This window comes from Gimesia chilikensis, from assembly GCF_007744075.1.
GTDB lineage: Bacteria > Planctomycetota > Planctomycetia > Planctomycetales > Planctomycetaceae > Gimesia > Gimesia chilikensis_A.
On sequence record NZ_CP036266.1, the window covers coordinates 479,661 to 499,205 of the forward strand.

19 protein-coding genes and 1 pseudogene are annotated in these 19,545 nt (G+C 51.8%); 9 read left to right on the top strand and 11 right to left on the bottom strand.

Annotated features, from left to right (window positions below; translation table 11 throughout):
- Positions 1 to 109: 109 nt before the first annotated feature.
- The 4 genes and pseudogenes from HG66A1_RS32740 to HG66A1_RS01915 all read right to left on the bottom strand — a co-directional run bounded on the left by HG66A1_RS32740 (position 110) and on the right by HG66A1_RS01915 (position 3,138).
- Positions 110 to 1,093, bottom strand: coding sequence for a diguanylate cyclase (locus HG66A1_RS32740; protein ID WP_409999493.1), 984 nt, complete (start codon positions 1,091 to 1,093; stop codon positions 110 to 112).
- Between the two features lie 381 nt (positions 1,094 to 1,474).
- A pseudogene (locus HG66A1_RS32745) lies at positions 1,475 to 2,083 on the bottom strand (HDOD domain-containing protein); the annotation flags it as partial.
- Between the two features lie 133 nt (positions 2,084 to 2,216).
- Positions 2,217 to 2,582, bottom strand: a complete 366-nt coding sequence (locus HG66A1_RS01910; RefSeq protein ID WP_145180326.1) for a response regulator — start codon at positions 2,580 to 2,582, stop codon at positions 2,217 to 2,219.
- Positions 2,583 to 2,646: 64 nt separating this feature from the next.
- Complete coding sequence (locus HG66A1_RS01915) at positions 2,647 to 3,138, bottom strand: chemotaxis protein CheX (protein ID WP_145180328.1); 492 nt, start codon at positions 3,136 to 3,138, stop codon at positions 2,647 to 2,649.
- A 1,077-nt stretch (positions 3,139 to 4,215) separates the two neighbouring features.
- Here HG66A1_RS01915 and HG66A1_RS01920 point away from each other — a divergent pair.
- A complete protein-coding gene (locus HG66A1_RS01920) occupies positions 4,216 to 4,881 on the top strand; it encodes a response regulator transcription factor (protein ID WP_145180330.1) in 666 nt (221 codons plus the stop codon).
- Positions 4,882 to 4,904: 23 nt separating this feature from the next.
- On the opposite strand, the gene HG66A1_RS01925 is transcribed toward HG66A1_RS01920, so the two are convergent.
- Positions 4,905 to 5,858, bottom strand: a complete 954-nt coding sequence (locus HG66A1_RS01925) for an aldo/keto reductase (protein ID WP_145180332.1) — start codon at positions 5,856 to 5,858, stop codon at positions 4,905 to 4,907.
- A gap of 146 nt (positions 5,859 to 6,004) precedes the next feature.
- Here HG66A1_RS01925 and HG66A1_RS01930 point away from each other — a divergent pair, with 146 nt between their 5' ends.
- Complete coding sequence (locus HG66A1_RS01930; RefSeq protein WP_145180334.1) at positions 6,005 to 6,691, top strand: SOS response-associated peptidase; 687 nt, start codon at positions 6,005 to 6,007, stop codon at positions 6,689 to 6,691.
- On the opposite strand, the gene HG66A1_RS01935 is transcribed toward HG66A1_RS01930, so the two are convergent.
- Together HG66A1_RS01935 and HG66A1_RS01940 are read right to left on the bottom strand one after the other, a co-directional pair.
- On the bottom strand, positions 6,688 to 7,383 hold the full coding sequence (locus HG66A1_RS01935; RefSeq protein ID WP_145180336.1) for an HAD family hydrolase: 696 nt from the start codon (positions 7,381 to 7,383) through the stop codon (positions 6,688 to 6,690). The genes HG66A1_RS01930 and HG66A1_RS01935 overlap by 4 nt on opposite strands.
- A gap of 53 nt (positions 7,384 to 7,436) precedes the next feature.
- Positions 7,437 to 8,273 carry an ExeA family protein gene (locus HG66A1_RS01940; RefSeq protein ID WP_145180338.1) on the bottom strand — a complete coding sequence of 279 codons (837 nt, stop codon included), beginning with the start codon at positions 8,271 to 8,273 and terminating at the stop codon, positions 7,437 to 7,439.
- Positions 8,274 to 8,483: 210 nt separating this feature from the next.
- Here HG66A1_RS01940 and HG66A1_RS01945 point away from each other — a divergent pair, with 210 nt between their 5' ends.
- Positions 8,484 to 9,200, top strand: coding sequence for a 16S rRNA (uracil(1498)-N(3))-methyltransferase (locus tag HG66A1_RS01945; protein ID WP_145180340.1), 717 nt, complete (start codon positions 8,484 to 8,486; stop codon positions 9,198 to 9,200).
- An 8-nt stretch (positions 9,201 to 9,208) separates the two neighbouring features.
- On the opposite strand, the gene HG66A1_RS01950 is transcribed toward HG66A1_RS01945, so the two are convergent.
- Both HG66A1_RS01950 and HG66A1_RS01955 read right to left on the bottom strand, forming a co-directional pair.
- Entirely contained in the window at positions 9,209 to 9,589 is a 381-nt protein-coding gene (locus tag HG66A1_RS01950; RefSeq protein ID WP_145180342.1) for a DUF5658 family protein, read from the bottom strand.
- A 46-nt stretch (positions 9,590 to 9,635) separates the two neighbouring features.
- Complete coding sequence (locus HG66A1_RS01955) at positions 9,636 to 10,601, bottom strand: sugar phosphate isomerase/epimerase family protein (RefSeq protein WP_145180344.1); 966 nt, start codon at positions 10,599 to 10,601, stop codon at positions 9,636 to 9,638.
- A 297-nt stretch (positions 10,602 to 10,898) separates the two neighbouring features.
- On the opposite strand from HG66A1_RS01955, the gene leuS reads away from it, so the two are divergent.
- From leuS to HG66A1_RS01975, 4 genes are all read left to right on the top strand, one after another.
- Positions 10,899 to 13,823, top strand: a complete 2,925-nt coding sequence (leuS, locus tag HG66A1_RS01960; protein WP_145180346.1) for a leucine--tRNA ligase — start codon at positions 10,899 to 10,901, stop codon at positions 13,821 to 13,823.
- Positions 13,824 to 13,960: 137 nt separating this feature from the next.
- Positions 13,961 to 14,479: an ankyrin repeat domain-containing protein gene (locus tag HG66A1_RS01965; protein ID WP_145180348.1), complete on the top strand. Its 519-nt coding sequence runs from the start codon at positions 13,961 to 13,963 to the stop codon at positions 14,477 to 14,479.
- A 65-nt stretch (positions 14,480 to 14,544) separates the two neighbouring features.
- Complete coding sequence (locus HG66A1_RS01970; protein WP_145180350.1) at positions 14,545 to 14,988, top strand: hypothetical protein; 444 nt, start codon at positions 14,545 to 14,547, stop codon at positions 14,986 to 14,988.
- Positions 14,989 to 15,071: 83 nt separating this feature from the next.
- A complete protein-coding gene (locus tag HG66A1_RS01975) occupies positions 15,072 to 15,728 on the top strand; it encodes a hypothetical protein (RefSeq protein ID WP_145180352.1) in 657 nt (218 codons plus the stop codon).
- Between the two features lie 90 nt (positions 15,729 to 15,818).
- Here HG66A1_RS01975 and HG66A1_RS01980 read toward each other — a convergent pair whose 3' ends face one another.
- On the bottom strand, positions 15,819 to 16,154 hold the full coding sequence (locus tag HG66A1_RS01980) for a hypothetical protein (protein ID WP_145180354.1): 336 nt from the start codon (positions 16,152 to 16,154) through the stop codon (positions 15,819 to 15,821).
- Positions 16,155 to 16,321: 167 nt separating this feature from the next.
- Between HG66A1_RS01980 and HG66A1_RS01985 the strand changes: the two genes are divergently transcribed.
- Complete coding sequence (locus HG66A1_RS01985; RefSeq protein ID WP_145180356.1) at positions 16,322 to 16,810, top strand: DUF4303 domain-containing protein; 489 nt, start codon at positions 16,322 to 16,324, stop codon at positions 16,808 to 16,810.
- Positions 16,811 to 16,858: 48 nt separating this feature from the next.
- Here the strand turns inward: HG66A1_RS01985 and HG66A1_RS01990 are convergent, their stop codons facing one another.
- Positions 16,859 to 17,467, bottom strand: a complete 609-nt coding sequence (locus tag HG66A1_RS01990; protein ID WP_145180358.1) for a hypothetical protein — start codon at positions 17,465 to 17,467, stop codon at positions 16,859 to 16,861.
- Between the two features lie 275 nt (positions 17,468 to 17,742).
- On the opposite strand from HG66A1_RS01990, the gene HG66A1_RS01995 reads away from it, so the two are divergent.
- On the top strand, positions 17,743 to 18,087 hold the full coding sequence (locus HG66A1_RS01995) for an immunity 22 family protein (protein ID WP_145180360.1): 345 nt from the start codon (positions 17,743 to 17,745) through the stop codon (positions 18,085 to 18,087).
- The last annotated feature ends 1,458 nt before the right edge of the window (positions 18,088 to 19,545 follow it).

The window sequence follows — 19,545 nt, forward strand, 5'->3', positions numbered from 1 at the left end:
GGTGATAACAAGAGCTCAGCTTGCTAACTGGCGTGTGGTCAACTCGGGATTATGGCAGGAACCGACCCTGTGTACAACTTCCACGTCGGCAGGATTTCACAAATTGAATTTATGAATTTGCGAATTCACTGCGGCGTTCTTCCATCGGAGCCGCACTGGCTTTGAATTCCGACAGATACAGCTTTACCAGCTCCGCTGTCTCTGCACTTTGCAGCATCTCCAGCGAGATCAGCGTTTTCCCCAGAACGATCGGCGGTTCGATCTGTATTGCGAGTAGATAAGCCACCTGCTCGCGGGTGAGCAGCTGCCTCTGGATGGCGATTTCCCCGAATCGCTGTCCATTTTTCTGCTGTGCTTCGAGTATCTCTGCGACCTGGTTACTGGTCAGCAGTTTTTCATTGACTGCCAGTTCACCGATTTTCGTCTGTGTTTCCTGTTGAGGGCACTTCAAGAGTGCTTTGGAAATGGTCGGGATATCAAAGATTTTCTTGGTAACCAGCCAGCGACTGAAGCGGCTGCGTTTGACCAGCTTCTGCAGCTCGTTGTCTTCCTGGCTGATGATCGAGCGTACGTGAACCTGGTTCCGGCCATTCTCTTTCGAGTTGTACATTGCTTCGTCTGCTTCTGCGATCAGGCGTTCTCCGAAGCCTGTCATGTCGCGTGGAGGGATCCCAACCACGGCACCCAGGCTGGCGGTAACGGGTACGCGTTTGCCTTCGAATTCAATCACTTCGTTTTCGATCAGCTTCCGCAGACGTTCCGCGAGTTCATGAATCCCGTTTTCAGTAGGATTGTTGACCATGATGACGAATTCCTCACCACCGTAGCGGCAGAAGACATCAGAGCGTCGCGTGGATTCACTGGCAACTTTGGCAACACGCTGCAGAACCAGGTCACCGAACTGGTGACCGTAGGTGTCGTTCAGACTTTTGAAGCGGTCGATGTCGGAGAAAATGATTCCGATTGGCTGGGCAGAGCGGGCACAGCGATGCAGTTCTTTTTCGAAATATTCGTTGAAGTAGCTGCGGTTGTAGGTTTTGGTCAGCGGGTCGTGAATCGCTTTGCTCTGCAGCTGTTTGTTTTCGGATTCCAGTTTTACCTTCTGCTCTTCGATGGCAGCCTGGCGGGCGAAGGCCTGAGTGGAATCGACCTGGGCTTTCATGGTCAACTGCACCAGTTGTTCGTTGGCTTTGGCCATGATTTCATAAGGCGATTCGATGTCATCCATGTTGACCTGGAAGATCTGAGCAGCCTCTTCAAAGCGGTACTTGACCTCTTCCAGGAACCCGTGCAGATCATCCATGGGCATGTTGTAGAACTCTGCCATCAACTGCTGCAGTCGCTGTAATGCGAGACCGCTGTTGGGGGAGCAGAAGTAATCACCAATGGCGGCCGAAGCAGAGATGATGATGATCAGGTTAAAGTTGGGATCGGACTGGAGGGCCTTTAATTGTTCGAATGTGTCGTGATGATGTTCGATGGCGATCTGGAACTGTTCGGACATCTGCCAGCGTTCCATCATTTTTACGCCGACTTCAGTATGGTTGATTCCCAGGACTTCGGTTTCGACTTCAGCTGTTGTGCGCTGCTGAGTTTCAGCCTGCTCAAGCACAGGTAACAGGTCATTGGGGATCGAGCGGAGCATGGCCAGGTGCCCGATATCCTGCAGGAGTCCGATGAGGAAGCTGTCGTATTTGAGTTCGTTACCCAGTCGGGTTGCTAATAACTCGGCGGCGGCAGACTGGATAATCGATTGTTTCCAGTACGAGTCGTAGCGTGACTTCAGGGGACCCTGTGTGATAGCTGCTTCGGAGAGCGAGAAGCTCAGCGCCAGCGACGTAACCACCATGGTTCCCAGCAGGGGGACGGCCCGTTCGATGCCTTTGCACTCGGATCGCAGCCCGAAGAAGGACGAGTTACTGGCCTTGAGGATTTTGGCTGTGATCGCGGGGTCTGCCTTGATGGTGTCAATGACATCCTTGATATCAGTGTCCGGATCCTTAGACAGGTCCAGCAACTTTACTGCGACGGCGGGTAGAGTAGGTAATTGATCCGACGACCAGATTTTTTCAGGAGAAATCATGTAAGACGACCTTCAAGGAATTTTAATCAGTCTGGCTGAAGTCATTTTTTAAACAGAGTATGCCCTGCCTGCCTGGGCAATATTCTGTGAACCGATTTTTTCACAGTCTGGCAACCTGACTGCTCAACGAGCCTCAGGCATTCGAGGTAACCCAGCGTTCCAGCTTGCTTTTGAGGCTGTCGGGAGTGAACGGCTTCACCAGGTAATCTGAAACACCAGCCTGGATTGCAGTCACAACACGTGCCCGTTCGGCTTCGGTGGTAATCATGATGACGGGAATGTCTTTGTTCCGCTGACGGATTTCTTTCAGCAGTTGTAAGCCATCCATGTTAGGCATGTTCCAGTCGCTGAGTACGATATCGAACTGATTGCCCACAAAGTATTCCAGGGCCTGAACCCCATCTTCTGCTTCAGTAACGTCTTCAATACCCAGTTTCGACAGACAGCGCTTCTGGATAGTTCTCATTGTTCCTGAGTCGTCTACGAGTAAAACTTTCATCGGACTGGCCTCTTATATTTAAAGTTGTTTGGCGAGTTAAAACAGAGTTTAATCAGTGGTGGATCTATCGATCAGAGAAGCCTGCTTCGATAGAGAACGCTCCGATTTCTGATTCAAAGGAGATACAGATCGGCGACACATTGGAAGGGTAATGTACGGTATGACCTTTCCCGGTGATGATGTTTGGAATACTGATGGAAGCTTCCAGATGTTCCAGTTGTGCCTTGGCAGAACCGGCAATCATGTTGGCGAGTTCACATACAGCATCACAGACTTCGTCGTTGATTTCTTCAGCCGTGATTCCCAGCATGCGGTCCAGCACGCCTTTACCAACGCTTTCGGACAGGCTCAAAACCAGCGTGCCGGCTGCCTTTCCTGAGATACCGATGACGGCACTCAATTCGTGTTGTGGGATCACGTCCTGTTTTAAACTCAGACCGGTCCGTTTGGGGGTGCAACCCAGCATCATTTCAAAAACGGAAATCGTGGAACTGATGATCGGGTTCACAAATTCGGCAGTGAGTTCAGATTTACTGAGGGTTGGAGATGATGTCATTCTCAAATTCCTGCTTCTTCAGAATCGATCACAGAGGGCCCGATTCCGTTGCGATGTGGTACGAAAAATTATTCTCTTAAAACTCAGTGTCCCTGGAGTGCTTGACCATGTCGCTTCCACATCGGTCAAACGGGGAACTGAGACTGTCATGTGAGTATGCATTTAGAACATAGATCACGGAAAATCAGATGTGCTAAAATATCAACATCGGATTCATGAGAAAAAACTCGACCCGCAGGCAACATTTCCGGGTTTGACGGCTGTAACGAATATCTCGCAAACACCCCCCGGATAAAAGCAGTGAAATCCCTCCTTATTGAGCGACAGTACGGGGAGGGAGATTCCTGACTGCACAGATTCGCGTCGCAGGAAATTCAAAGAAGCCCTTACGCATCAGGCAGAAACGTGACCGCGAAGCGTCATTTCTTAATAAGAGGAACAAAACGCCTGTTTTCAGGTATGAAAGGCGATAATCGTCGGAATTCGCACAACCGAATCTCTGGTATTTCCAAAAACAAAAATATTGTTATTGAGCCATTAAACATAAATCGTTTACGATATGTTTAATGGCATTCGTCGTAGTGGTTTTCACCTATTCGACAGGCCCACTTCCAACTGAAAAACGTCAGTTTTCACATCTCGTTCACTGAACTTGATTTTTTCAGTATTCAAAAACAGAAAGAAGTGCAGTACAGTTTACTTTGGTGCTGATATAAATATCTAGATACCCACTTTTCAAAGTGTTCAAATCTAATGTCTCATTCTATCAATCAAGAGCAGGTCGATTTTGCTCAGCATGTTCGAACAACTTGTCATCGCTTAAATAACTTCCTGACCATTTTACAGTGTCAACACGAGCACCTGGCGGGATTACCCTCCAGCCAGCTGGAACCGGAACTGTCAGTCGTTCTGCAGGATCTGGAACCTCTGGTTGACACTGCGGCTAACGATGTACTGGAACTATCCAAACAATGTAGAGATTTTCTGGAAGGAGTTACACATCCAGATACAAGTCAGAAATTAGATTGAACCGTTCAGTTTATTGATATCTAATCATTTCTTTTCTCGGGGGCCAGAATGTTAACTTCCACTGATCTGATTCGAATTGTCCTGGTGGACGACCACATGATGCTGGTTGATTCACTGGTATCACGCTTTCACAGAGATACCCAGATCGAAGTCGTCGGAACGGCGACCAATGCGGATGAAGGGTTGTCGCTGATTCTGGAGACAGAACCGGATGTGGTCATTCTGGATGTCGAACTGCCGGGACGTGGCTCGTTTGACATTGCTGAGGAAATCAGCTCCCGACTCAAGAACACCAAAATGATTTTCCTGACAGGTTATCTGTCAGACATCTTCATTGAGCTGGCATTACGAGTGAATGCCGTCGGCTACCTGCTCAAAGGGGAGCCGATTGAATCATTGATCCATGCGATCAAGAAGGCCTCCCGTGGGGAATACTGCTTCTCTCAATCGGTCCAGGAAAGGCTCGTTTACGATCATAAAAAGAACCGCTACTCGATCCAGTCACAAAGCATGCTGACTTCTTTGACTTCACGTCAGATCGAAGTGCTGCGGCATCTGGCACGCGGTAAGAGCGTGAAAGAAGTAGCCCGGTCGATGCATCTGTCTGAAAAATCGATCGACAGTCACAAGTATCGGATCATGCACAAGCTGGGCATTCACGACCGCGTCGAACTGGCTCGCTATTCCATTCGCGAAGGATTGACACTCCCTTAGTGTCTCCTGGCGGGAACTCCCGATCAGGATTGGATCGGCCCTCGCTCTGCAATCAGGCGATCGAGGGTCTCCAGTTGTGAATCCGAGAGTTCAAAATTCATCACTTCCGCATTTTCCTGAATCTGCTCCGGACGTTTGGCACCACATAAGGCACATGTGATGCCGGACTGCTGGATTGTCCAGCGGATGACGATCTCTGCAATCGAGTGTTCCCATTCCGTGGAAAGCGTGCGGAGTTCATCCAGGAAGTCCTGGTTCTTTTCCCATTCCGCTCCATGAAACATGGGATATTTCTGTCTGCCGTCCTGTGGATCGAACTGATGATCCCGCGCGAGCTTGCCGGCGAGCAGACCTTTCATCAAAGGCCAGTACGCCATCACCGATACCTCGTTGTCTCTGCACCAGGGGAGACGATCCAGTTCGATGTCCCGCTGCAGCATGTTATAGCGGGGCTGATAGGCGGAGATCGGGCAGACCGCATGAAATTCCTGTAGTTGTTCCAGCGTGAAGTTGGAGACGCCAACGGAGCGAATCTTGCCCGCTTCGCGCAGTTCGTTGAACGCGGCTGCAGATTCACCGACCGGGATTTCCGGATCGGGGCCGTGCAGATAGTGCAGGTCGATGCGGTCGGTGTTCAACCGCTGCAGGCTCTCATCGCATTCCTGTATGATACGGGCGGGGGAGGCGTCGCGGACCTGTTTCCGGTCTTCCCAGTGGATACCCCCTTTGGAAGCGATGACAATCTCGTCCCGCTTCTCTCCCAGGGCTTTGGCAATCAGTTTTTCGCTCTCGCCGTCGTATCCGTAGCAGTAAGCGGTGTCAAAGAAGTTGATGCCTGCATCGAACGCGGCCTGGAGCGTAGCCAGACTGGCCTCTTCGGTGACATCCACGCTGGTAACCCCGGAGATGGGCCAGCAGCCCATGGCGATGGGGGTGATCTGGATGTCTGTCTTGCCGATGGTGCGTAACTGGCTCATGCTGTTTGATCCTTCCGCGTGTGTAAGTTTCTGCAGTGCCCGGGTTCTGAATAGCACTTGTGGTCCTCATCATTTAAGATAACAGGCTCTGGTGTCAACCATTGTTCCGCCTTTCCTGTTTCAAAAGAGTGAAGAGCGTATCCAGCATGTGTGCCCGTTTTTTCCTGTTTTCGCCTGACGAAGAAATCAAGCGGCTGTTTCAGATGGTGTCATTTCCGCGGATTTCCCCGCGTTACAACATCGCTCCTTCCCAGCCCGTGCTGGCGATAACGAATGCTGGTGCGGAGCTCGAGGTCCGGCATTTTCAATGGGGTTTTATTCCCGCGTGGTCCAAAGATCCGCAGCCGGGACAGGCGATGATCAACGCCCGTTCGGAAACCGCCGCTTCAAAACCTTCGTTTAAAAACGCCTTCCGTTACCGTCGCTGCCTGATTCCTGCAAATGGGTTTTATGAGTGGAAGAGTGCCGGCAATCGTTCGAAGCAGGCGATGTGTGTGCGTCTCAGTGAGGAACCGCTGTTCGCGATGGCTGGATTGTGGGAACAGTGGAGCAGTCCGGACGGCAGCGAACTGGAGACCTGCAGTGTGTTGACGACCGCTGCCAATTCATTGCTGGAAGGCATTCATCCGCGGATGCCGGTGATCCTGCGACCGGAACAGTACAGCAAATGGCTGAGTGCCGACACGACGCCGATCCCGCAGCTGGAAACTCTGCTGCAGACTTATCCTGCAGACGAGATGCAGGCCTACCCGGTCAGTTCCTTCGTGAATCGGGTGGCCAACGATTCCCCCGAATGCATCGAGCCGATCCGCGAACAGAAAACGCTGTTCTAAAATGTCACCGAAGGGGGCGCGAACAGCGAGAGGACCGGCTGGATCTCTTCGAAGTGTGCGAACAGGTAATCGGGTTTGCACTTTTCCAGTTCTTCGAGGGGATAGACGCCGGTGGCGACCGCAATGACCTGGGCACCGATGGCGCGGGCACAGGTGATGTCGCTCGGGGTATCGCCGATGACCCAGATGGTCGCCTGCGTCAGGAGCTCGGGAGCATGACGCAGCTGAATCTGTCGGACCGCTTCATGGGCGACGTCGTTACGGTCCGCGTGATGATCTCCGTAAGCACCAAATTCGAAAAAGTGGTGCAGATCGTAATGCGTCAGTTTCTGATGCGCGCCCTGCTCAAAATTTCCGGTCAATAAACCCAGATCGACATGCTCGTGTTCGGCCAGGGTATCCAGAATGTCGCGGATGCCCGGCAGCACGCGTCCCTGGCGCGTCTTCAGATTGGACGCGAGCAGTTTGAGATAGCCGGCTTCGAAACGCTTGCGGTTGGTACTGGTGTTTTCGATCTTAAAGTATTCAAACAGATCGACCATGATCGAGTGATCGGTGCGGCCGGCCGTCGGGATGCCCTCAATGGGGGCGGAGACCTGAAATTCGTCTTCCAGCATGTGCAGGATCGAATGCTGACCGGCGCCGCCGGAGTCAATGAGCGTACCATCAATGTCGAACAGGCAGATGTGCATGATGCGTCAGGGTTTCTGTGAAAGAATAAGGGGCTGTTTTGTCTGCCCTTATTCTATACACCCTGGATAGCTTCTGAAATGCGGTTGACGTGTGCAGGTGCACCATTAATTTCACGTTGTGCCCTGCGGATCACTTCAGCGTCGATTTCGTTCAGATTCTGTTCATATCCGGCGAGTAGTGCCAGATCGCAGATTTGATTGATCCGGGTCGGGAATCCGTGTGTGGACCGGTGAATTTCTTTAATCGCATCTGTGGTGAAGACCGAGTCGGCACAACCGGAGAGGCTCAGGCGATGCTGAATATAATTTTCGGTCATTTCCGAATCCAGTGCCGTCAGTTCGATCGACAGATCGGAAATCTGTGCGGCACGCTCGGCCTGGGGCGAGCTGGCTTCGTCCATCGTCAGCACCAGAGAGAGACTGGGGAACTGCTGATTGCCGGTGTGCAACAGACGCTCGACGGCGTGCAGTGCTTCCAGGCGGCTCAGATCAACGTGATCCAGCAGCAGCAGGAGTCGACCCTGGGTGAGTTGCATGCCGGTCAGACAGTCGGTGAGCTGTCTCCAGAGCTGAGGCAGTGGGGTCTCATGGGCAGGGCCGAGACGCAGTTGGGCACAGAGCTGCCAGAGAAACTCTTCTTCTCCGAGTCCCAGCAGGTCCAGGTATTCACACTGACAGGAACTGCGGGTCAGAATCTGCTGGCAGGCTTTTAACGTGAGTGACTTTCCGGTGCCGGAAGGACCGCTAAACAGACTGCATTTTTTCTGTTCCTCTGCCACGAACAGCAGACGGGCCAGGGCCTCTTCATGGAGTTCACTTTCAAAGAACAGTGCCAGATCCTGTTGTTGAGAAAAGGGTGCTTGTGACAAATTCCAGAAGTCGTAGTACATGATTGAAGTTGACCCGATGAAAATGATGTTTGAACAGAATTGCTCAGATTCTCTGGTCCCGCTGTTACGGAATCCTGCCTTATTGTTAAAATCGGCCAATGACTACTATCGGCATGACCGAACCGTGGCTGCTGAGTTCATTTTCCTCAACTTGCGTAAATTAAAGCCGCACAGTCTCTTCTTCGATCAGTGATTTCTTGAGAAACATTCATGACGCATCGTTTTTTTTATGAAGGTTCTTTGGACGACGCGCTCCTCCAACTGGACGGGAGCGAGGCCCATCATCTGCTGCACGTGTTACGGATGAAGGTGGGGGATGAGGTCCTGCTGTTTAACGGCACCGGCATCGAAGCCGAGGGGCAGATTGAGAAAACGGGGCGGAAAACGGTCGATATCAAGGTGGTGCGTCGTCACGAAATCGAGGCTGAGACACAGGTTCCCCTGATTCTGGCGACCGCGGTTCCCAAGGGAGATCGCTTTCGCTGGCTGGTCGAAAAAGCAGCCGAGCTGGGCGTCACCAGGCTCGTCCCCCTGACCACGGAGCGGAGCAGCGTCGATCCGGGTGAGAACCGATTGAAAAAATTACAACAGACGATTGTGTCCGCCGCGAAACAGTCGGGCCAGATTCGATTGATGGAGCTGGCCCCGGTGCAGCCGTTGAGCGACTTCCTCAAGGAGATCGACCCGGCAGAGCAGCAACTGCTGATCGCCGATCCACAGGGAGTCGCGTGGACGGAACTGAATCTGTCTGGATCGGAGGCATCCGCAGCCGGTGTTGTGATTCTGATCGGACCCGAAGGGGGCTTTTCTGCTGAAGAAGTTCAGGCGGCGGAGGACGCCGGAGCGCAGGCGGTTCAGATCAACGCGGGAATTCTGCGGATCGAGACGGCAGCGCTCCTGATGGCGGGCCTGGTTCGCTTGCCGTAAGTTCCGGGTTATTTAAACAGGTAGCCCGAGCGCATCAGCAGTACGAAGCTGTAGATGACGACGCCCGCGACGATCAGCGAGCCGAAGTTCAACAGCTTGCGACCGGTCTCCATCTTTTTGCGGGCCACGATCTGGGCAATCACCGTCACCACCGCCACCAGGGAGAACTTGAAGTAGACCATCCCCCGGATGCCCCAGTGGGCAATGAAATAGTTGGCCAACTGGTTGGACTCGCGGAAACTTCCGGTGACCAGCAGCAGGTAGGTCATAAACACATCCAGTGCATTGACCAGGATAAAGATGCAGGTCTCCCGTTCCAGGGGAAGTTGATTCCCCAGGAACGAGCGGCCTGACTTTTTTTCATTGGGTGGCGGATCGGTTTCTTCCATGATGGCGTCTCATACGACCTGATAGGGTATCGTGGAACGAATTCCTTCAAATCAGCTTGCGCAGCTGTTTGATGTAGCCGGGAATTGCTTCTTTGGGTGGTTCATCGGCTTCATACTCCAGGACGATGAAGTTCTTGTAGTTTGCGTCCTTGAGAATTTTCACGATCCGGGGAATGTCGGCCGGTTTTTCTTCCCCACGGGCACCCATCTCGACTTTGATCTGGGCATTGATGGCCAGGGGCGCGATCTTTTCCAGGTCTGCGTAGGGATGTTCGGTGCGGAAGTTACCGCTGTCGAAGTTCACGCCAAAGTTAGGCGATTTGTTGATGCCATCGATAATCCGCATCATCTGTTCCGGGGTGGAAGTAATGCCGCCATGATTCTCCAACGCGAGGCTGACGCCTTTCTGTTCCGCATACTTCAGCGATTCGTTAATCCCTTTCTGGCACATCTTGATGGCTTCTGCTTCGTTGCCTCCCTTGGGAACCCGACCGGCGAAAATCCGGATGACGGGCGCGCCCAAAATAGCGGCGTAGTCGATCCAGTTGCGGGTCATTTCCAGCTGTTCGTCGCGGGCATTGCCTTCCGGCAGACAGAAGTCGTTGCCGATGGCGGTGCCGGAGACTTCCATGCCCAGAGAGCCGACGAGATCCTTCGTCTCTTTCAGATAGTCTTCACTGACCGGGTTGGGGAAGTAGTAGCTGGTCAGCTCGCAGCCATCCAGTTTCAGCTCGCCACAGTAGCGGACGAAATCCATGATATCCATGGTGGCGGGAGTTTTGCGTTTGCGGGGCGTAGGCCAGTATTTCTGCAGATCCCGATTGAAGGAATAGGCGGCCAGACTCAGTTTCAGATGTTCGGGAGCCGTTTTTTTCTGAACACCGGCGGACAAAACGGTGTCTGTGAACAAAGAACCTGCTGCGAGGGCACCGAAACCGGCCAGAGAGGCTGATTTCAGAAATTCGCGTCTGCTGGTTTCCTGGTTGAATTGGGTCTCTGAAGGAACTGCCATTATGTTTACTCCCGGTCTGAGCCGTATTTTAAGTGTAGAAATTCGGATTGTTCTGGGGCGGATTCTAAGCCCGTCCATTTTGACAAATCGAGGACTGTAAAGAAACCCTCGATCTCAAAAACAGGCAGAATTGCAAAGTTTCCGAGGATAGCTAAACTTACTCTATTCTTGTAGATATCACTGACAGCGGACCTGTCTGTCTGTTACCCTGTACGACCGGGAAAACGTTTCCAGGCTGTTGAATTTTAAATCTTTGACCGGGCCCGTGTGCCCAACGAATCAGGAAGACCGGATACCATGCCTCGCTATGACGCCAAGCGGATTGAAACCAAATGGCAAGCCTATTGGGACCAGCACGAAACCTTCAAAACGGGAGACTTTGTTGAAGGGAAAGACAAGCTGTATGTTCTCGATATGTTTCCCTATCCGTCGGGCGATGGCTTGCACGTGGGGCATCCAGAAGGTTACACCGCTACCGATATCGTCTGTCGTCATGCCCGCATGCAGGGGAAGCAGGTCTTGCACCCGATGGGCTGGGACGCCTTCGGCTTGCCCGCGGAGCAGCATGCGATCAAAACCGGTACCCCGCCGCGGATCACCACGCAGAAAAACATCGATACCTTCCGCCGCCAGTTGAAGATGCTCGGCTTCAGTTACGACTGGAGTCGTGAGTTCTCGACGACCGATCCCGATTACTTCCGCTGGACGCAGTGGATCTTCCTCCAGTTGTTCGATTCCTGGTTCGACAGTGAATGCAAGTGGACCGGGCCGGATGGGAAAGAACGCACGGGGCGGGCTCGCCCCATCAGCGAATTGCCGATTCCTGAAAAAGTGCAGGCCGCGGGAGCAGAAGCGGTCCGCCGCTACCAGGATCGTCAGCGCCTCGCTTACCAGCATGAAGCACCGGTTAACTGGTGCCCGAAATTGGGAACCGTGTTGGCGAATGAAGAGATCATCGATGGCAAGAGCGAGCGGGGCGGCCATCCGGTCGAGCGGGTTCCCTTGCGGCAGTGGATGTTGCGGATCACCAAATACGGCGATCGTCTCGTGGACGGGCTCGAAGGTCTCGACTGGTCCGATTCGATCAAGTCGCTTCAGACCAACTGGATTGGCCGCAGTGAAGGGGCCGAGGTCGATTTCTTTATCGGCTCGGGAGAGGCCAGCGAGGATCTCGACGCCGCGTTCTTTGCCTGGAAGACCCGACGCAGTGGCGAGGGCTTCCCCGAAGATCAGGAAGCCGACGTGTTGCGGGTTTACACGACCCGACCGGACACGTTGTACGGAGCCACCTACATGGTGTTGGCGCCCGAGCATCCGTTCGTGGATCGTTTGACCTCCGACGAACAGAAGGCAGCGGTCGACACCTATCGCAAACAGGCGGCCCTCAAGAGTGATCTCGACCGAACCGATCTCGCCAAGGAGAAGACAGGCGTCTTTACCGGCAGCTATGCGGTCAACCCGGTCAACGGGGCGCGGGTGCCGGTCTGGATTGCGGACTACGTCTTGAGCAGTTACGGCACCGGTGCGATCATGGCGGTTCCCGCGCATGACTTGCGCGACTGGGAATTCGCAGTGGAATTTGATTTGCCGATCATCGCAGTTGTCGAACCGCCTGCGGATTACACTCCTTCCAAAGACGAACAGGCGCTCGAAGCCGAAATCGACGGTCAGAAACGCACGCCGTTCTCCGGGTTCGGAACCGCGATTAATTCGGGGGCCTTTGATGGCACGCCGACGGCTGACTTCAAGAAACAGATTACCGCGGACCTCGTCAGTCAGGGTGTGGGCAAAGGGGCCGTCAATTACCGGTTGCGGGACTGGCTCTTCAGTCGTCAGCACTTCTGGGGCGAGCCGTTTCCGATCTGGCATGAACTCGATGCGGACGGCAACATCACCGGTTTGATGCGGGCCGAGGCGGCGGAGAATTTGCCCGTCGAACTTCCCGAGTTGAAAGAATTCAAGCCGACGGGAACGCCGGAACCGCCGTTGTCTGTTGCCCCTGAAGAGTGGTTGTACAAAACCGACGCGGACGGTACGCGCTTGATGCGGGAAGTCAACAGCATGCCGCAATGGGCGGGATCCTGCTGGTACTATTTGCGGTATGCCGATCCGAAAAACGGGGAGCGGTTTATCGATCCCGAGATTGAAAAGCAGTGGTTGCCCGTCGATCTCTACATCGGCGGTGGTGAGCACGCGGTGTTGCACTTGCTCTATGCCCGTTTCTGGCATCAGGTGTTGTTCGACCGCGGTTATGTGACTTGCCCCGAACCGTTCCAGAAGCTCGTAAACCAGGGGATGATTCTCGGCGATGTCGAGTTGACCGGCTTCCAGAAAGCCGACGGCTCCTGGATCTCCGCGAAAGACGTGGAAGAATCGGATGAGTCCGACACAAAATGGGCCATTAAGAACTCAGGTGAACCAGCCACGCCGATCAAACTCGAATCGGAACAGGTAGAAAAAGCGGGCGAAGATTTCGTGCTCGTGGGTGAACCGGAGATCTTCGTCAACAGCCGCGCGCATAAGATGTCGAAGTCGCGAGGCAATGTGGTTAATCCCGACTTTGTGGTGGACGAGTACGGTGCCGACTCGTTGCGGATGTACGAAATGTTTATGGGGCCGCTCGAAGCGACCAAGCCCTGGAGCATGAGCGGCGTGGACGGCGTCTGTCGTTTCCTCGGTCGCGTCTGGCGATTGATCATCGACGAACGTGCCGAAGAGTTGCAGTTGAACGAGAGCGTGACCGACGCAGATCCTTCGGAAGAGCAGTTGCGGATTTTGCACAAGACCATCAAGGCGGTGTCCGCAGATATCGAGAAGCTCTCGTTCAATACGGCGATCAGCCGCATGATGGAATTCGTGAATGCGATGGGGCAGCAGAAGACGCGTTCGCGTTCGGTGCTCTCTGATTTCCTCCTGTTGCTCTCCCCGTTCGCACCGCACATCGCCGAGGAACTCTGGAGCATCCTCGGTCATACCGAGTCGCTGGCTTACGCCGACTGGCCGCAGTATGACGAAGCGTTGCTGCAGGAATCGGTGGTCGAAGTGCCGGTGCAGGTGAATGGAAAATTGCGATCCAAGATCTCAGTAGCCGCCGATGCGGACCAGGCAGCGATGCAACAGGCCGCGGAGCAGGACGAGACCATCGCCAAATACCTGGAAGGCAAGACGATCGTCAAAGCGGTTGTCATTCCCGGCCGGTTGATCAACTTTGTTGTGAAGTAAGCGGCGGCGAACCGGAGAGCAGTCAGAGGCAGACTTTCAGCTGAGCAGGTTCCGCTGGAGTAGCGGGATCTGCTGCGCTGTTGTTGCGGCTGTGGGGAGAAAGATCTGCCCCTTTATTATGTCTCTTGGAGAGTCAAGTGAACCTTGTAGAGTATGTTAAATCTGGAAATGCAGATTTAGTCAAATCCTATTTCGATGCAAATACGTCAATAAATCGAGATGAATTATCTTGGGCTTTATTACACTCTATGTGTGGGGAAAGTACTCTTTTTGAGAATTCGAAGCCAGAGGATTCTACGATTACAGAAATACTTCTTGAAAATGGAGCCGAGCCTGATTACATCCTTAAGTACAAACTCTCACCTTTATTGGCTGCGATTGAGTATTATCAACCTGAAAAGGTTAAACTACTCATCTCTTTTGGAGCAGATGTTAATATTCCAGACAAAGATGGAAATCTTCCGCTTAAATATGCGGTAGGAAGTGAGTTTGATTTTGCCGATCAGATGTCTGTGCCTATTAAAATGGATATCTCCAGAATTTTATTTGAGGCAGGCGCTGACCCAAACCTTAAAGATGGTGGTGACCAATCCGCCTTAGAGTATGCTGTCGAGTTGGGATATGAAGTTGCAATTGAGCTTTTTAAGAAAAAATAGGTTGGTACGAAAACGGTTCCTGGCACCTCAAATCTCTCCTTTTTTCGCGACCAGGAAGTTGAGCAATGTATGACCAGGAATCGTTTCTTAGTATGGACCTGATGGAGGAGGTCTTTGCTAAGTTTGATTGGCCAGAACCGTATCTATTCGAAGACGATTTCGACGGAATTAATGTTGCCTTTCCCCTGAGCAACTTCTTCTTTACCGAGTCACTAGACGGCGATATTACTGTCGAATTCCTTACAGAAGATACGGGACAAGAGGCAGGGCTTCATTTGGGGCATGCGCTATTGGTATTTGTGCCTGTGTCGGATCGTGGGAATGAGCCGATCACTCCTGGTCTCATCGGAAATGAATTGCCATTTCGCTCCGAAGAGAAAGCACGAAATGGGATTTACAATGCATGCACAATCATGCTGACCCATCTGCGTACTGTGATCGAAGGGGATTATTCATGGGTACAAAAATACGTCGAGATGCGAGATAAAAAGCGTACTAGCTCGGAGTAAAAAGATGACAGGAACCAGATACGAGCCCTGAATGCGGCTCCTGGCACCTTTTGTCTCTTCCAGCAACTTCAAAGAGGTGATCCATGCGTGATGCGCAGGCTTATGCGTCGCCTGAGGTTGACGCCAACAACACTTCACGGTCGTTTCTCAAGTTGTTCGCCGTAGTGGCAGTGGCATTCCTTGCCGTGGTCGTCTCTGGTCTCGGGATCACCGGATCGTACACAGAAATCTGGGATGGCGGCTATCCGTACGTTGCTTGCGAATTCACGTTCCACGACACTGACGGCAACCCTGTCAGCGGCGTACAGCTCGAAGTCATCCGTGAATCCGGCGTTGTACGGCACCACTGGCCGATCGATGATTTCTACATCGGGCGCGTGCCTGTGTCTGACAAAAACGGCAAACTCATCTTCCACTGTTGCGGCCACAGTTATGGTGGCACGTGTCACACGTACTTTCACGTCATCAAAATCGGTGATTGTGGTGCCCCGGAATACACATGTAACTTCCTGCACAACGGCAAACTGGTTGCGTCCGTTCCCTTCAATGATCTGGCCTTCGCGCCTGAATCACAGTCCACAAGGCAGGGCCGTACGGTTCGTATCCCGACACCTGAGCAGGTTTACGGCGGTGCTGCGATTCCCGCAGTAGATGATTTGCCCGAAGTGACAAGAGAATTCAAAATTGTCACTCGTTCCATCATTGTTCAAAACTCGGAAGGTCACGTAACCAGGCTATGAACCGAAGCACTTATTCACGCGGCAATCGAAATCAGAGTTTTTCGACTGAAAACGGGTTCCTGACACTTTTGCCTCTTCAAGATATGGCGGTCAGTTTCGCTCCTTCCACACACCAACACAGATCTTTCCGATGCAGAGGCCGATACCGATGGGCAGCACGGTGATTACCGACCAGAACGTCTTGGGCATTAGCGTGACAAGTAAGCCGATGATGAGCGAAAAAAAGATGGCTTCACCGATGTTTTCAGTCATGAATACGCCCAAGACGGCGGCAATCCCCGCGATGCAGGCTGCGATGGCCGCAGCCTGTGGTAATAGCCAGAACGAGCAGATGCCGAACGCGCCGATCGCAGCCACCAAGAATGCAACCGTGTAGACACGCCATGATGGTTCGGGATGCTCAAACTGTTTTTCGGAGTCAGTCATGCGCGAGCTAACGATTGATAGGCAGAATATGATTCAGTCTGTCAATCTAGCAGGAGTTTTGTCTAATATCAATTAAAACTGGATGGGCTTGCGTTTGCAGCGGAATGATACAGAATAACAAACAGTGTCAGGAACAAATCGTGGCAAAGCAAATCAGGAGCGGATAAATGCTTGAGGGGCTGGCGGACCTGTTTGAAACTGAGATCAGAACGACATGCCGACGGTATGATGAGCTGGCCCCTCAGGACCCGCTGATCGGCATCGGTCTGATGTGTGACGACGGGATCAGCAGTTTTGCCTCGTACCTTCTGTCCGCATCAATGCTCCCAGCAGAGGCGGCAGCGGATTTCCGGTTTAATCCGCTGGACTGGGAACCCTGCAGCGAGATACGAGAGTTGGCCGAGGTCAATCTGCGCCTGCAACAGGTTAAGAGTGAAGTCGATGATTCGAATTTTCCACAATACGCGCGTCGTGTATTTGACGCCTGTATTGAAGCACTGGCTCGACTGAATTTACACGATCGATACGGCTCGGAATTGTTCATTACCATGGGCGGCGTTGATCCGACAGACCTTCTGGAGCACGAGGAATACCGCTTTGTGGAACGGGTGAATCGTCCTGCTACTTATGAGGCCTGGCTGCGTGATTACGCCTAGAAGTAATAGACTGGCCCTTCTTGTGTCCGATCGTGCAACCATTACGGGTTAGCCTGTGAGTTGTCTTTGGCATTTGTACTTGATGACCTTCAAGACCGCATCGCGCCAGGCCTCGTAATCATTTACCAAGTTATCCGACATATTACTGTAGAAGTCGGCGTATTTCCATGAATATCGGTCGCCGCGTTTATTAAAGTGCGGTCCCCAGCCGGTTGTGTTTGCCCAGTCCGCGAGTTGCTGACCCCATGCCCGCTGAGTCCACGCGTGAATTGTGCCATCGGCAACACGGATGAAATGGTCGTTTGTGAAATCCATCCCCTGAATGATGAGTTGTGTTTCAGAGAGGAAGGGATGCAATGATGAATCGAGATCAGCGTCATCTGTGGATTCGTATTGTTGTTGAAACGCATCCCAATCACGAAGCAGTTCGAGAATGTTGTTGTACGATAACGGCTGTGATGTTGGGCGAAACGCACCAGCCGGCAAAATGGAATCGGTGCAAAATTCGTGAAGAATTTCGATGCCGTGTGTTTGCTCGATTTGTTTGAGAATATCGGCTGCGGTATCGATGGCGGACGGATTTGCCGCCACGTCCATTACAGCCTCGACGAAAGGCAATGTGTGGTCGAGTGTTAAAGGTAATCCGGTCGTCACCATTTCACCCTATGTGCCTTTGCTGCATGACTTGAATCAGACTGAGTTATTTCAATATCACCCATTGAGGGTAGAATCAGTAAAAGTCTGTTCAAGCAGGGGTGAATAGTCAAGAGAAATATGAGGGAGTCGCATTGAGCAAAGGGATTAGACTGAATGACTCAAATCAGGGCAATTGGATTTCCGTACGACGCTCTCCTGGATAAAAAAGAGAGCAGGTATCTTGATTGAGACCTTTTGTGATTCCCCGAGTTGGGAAATAAATACAGGAAAGTATCATGACAGAAAAACGTGGTGTCTTGTCGCTGTGGGTATTCAGGAAAATACGAGAAGACTTGGATGACTCAATTCTGGAAGAAGAATTTGGAGTTGATGATTATAATGAAGAATTGCTTGAACTCGGAGGTTCGGACGATTGGGAAGAGACACCACTTCGAGATGTTCTGTCAGAGATCTCTCTATCCGAGAGCTGGTCAGACCAGGCTGTTGAGAAGGCAAGTAAACTCGGTATCACAAAATGCCGAAAGGCATTCATAATCCTCAATTATAACTACAACCCCAAAGTTGTTACCAAGCTACCCGATGATCCTGTTTTCATTGGATCTTTCAAGTTCAATTATTAATACGACTGCCCAATGCTATTCAAGGGCTCCCCAAATGACAGACGATCGGCGAATAATGTTAGACGCCTGGAGTCACGATTGGCGAGCGTTCACGTATGAGAAACTCAGGGAGCGGGGAATGTCGGACAGTAAAAGGTGTCGGTCTCTTTTATTATAGATTCCTGAACCCTTTATTCTTCTTTTGTCAGCTTTATGAGGTTGACGGAAAAAACCACGACAGAGATTGATACTGTATCCGAATACCGTCTTCATGAGTCGCGAAACTCATTGTAGGGATATTCAACGTACTTTTGGGAACGAATGTTGGCGCTGGAAAGCCGTCGAGAATGCCCATGCTCAGGGTGAGAGACTGTAAGCTTAGATGGTTGTTTGCACCACAGTCTGGGCAGACGACTACGAGCCACCTGTTGGCTGGCAACGAACGTTTGGTGTTATCAAGCCAGTCTCGTAGTGTAGATTGGGCGTTGCATTGCGCGCAGGGCAGTACTTGATCGATTGTTGTCTTATGAGTGAGCCAATCTATTGCATCGGTCGTGGCAGCCTCATACGTGTGGAACAGGCAATTGTGATCCGGCGATTCGATCGTTCCGCGCCAGTATTCGACCCAAAAACCATCGTCCGTGGCCGAGAGCTCGATACTGCGATCGTTGCCGCTAGCAAATACAAATCGTGCTACACCATCACCACGCACCGTCGCATCAGGAGCAACGGCAGCGAGCCGGTTTGCTGCGGAGTTCAACTCTGTTCGGTACTCGTCGATTAGAACCCACCTTGATACATAACTTATTATTCAATTCCATGGACTTGACCGGATAAGATGCTGATATGATACCATCAGAGAATATCAGTTCAAGAAATCAACGCATTGCAGGACTCTCTATTTAAGAGTCGCTCGTATCTTGGGGACGAGTACTGTTGGACCTGTTTTACCGGTAAGACGTTGTTGGTTTATAATAATAAGAGCTCATCCCTGATGGCCATCAATATCGGGACAGTAAAAGGTGTCGGGCTCTTTTATTATAGATTCCTGACCCCTTTATTCTTTCTCAGCAAAATCGACTGAGCAAATTGATCATCCCGATATCCATCAGTCACTAGAAGCAAATCTCTCTGGGATTGATGATCTGGCATGAAGTAATACAGGAATTTAAAAGCGGGAACGATATCCTGAAACATTAAAATATCACTTGCGAGATATTCGATATCGTGGAAATTTGCTTCGATGTCTTGTTGCGAGATCACAGGGATGCTCCTTGAGCGCTTTCCTGATGTAACTGAAAGAAGAGAATCAATTACAGGAGTTGAATATGGTTGAGATGCTCCTGCTTACTCAAGCCGTGTCCCTTCAGCTTAACGATTTTCAGCTACAGGGATGAGTTTCTTTTTTGTAAAATGCTTCGTTTGGTCTTTGTCTGGGGTTCCCTGGGGAGTCTGTATTGAAATCTCAGTCGCCAGGCG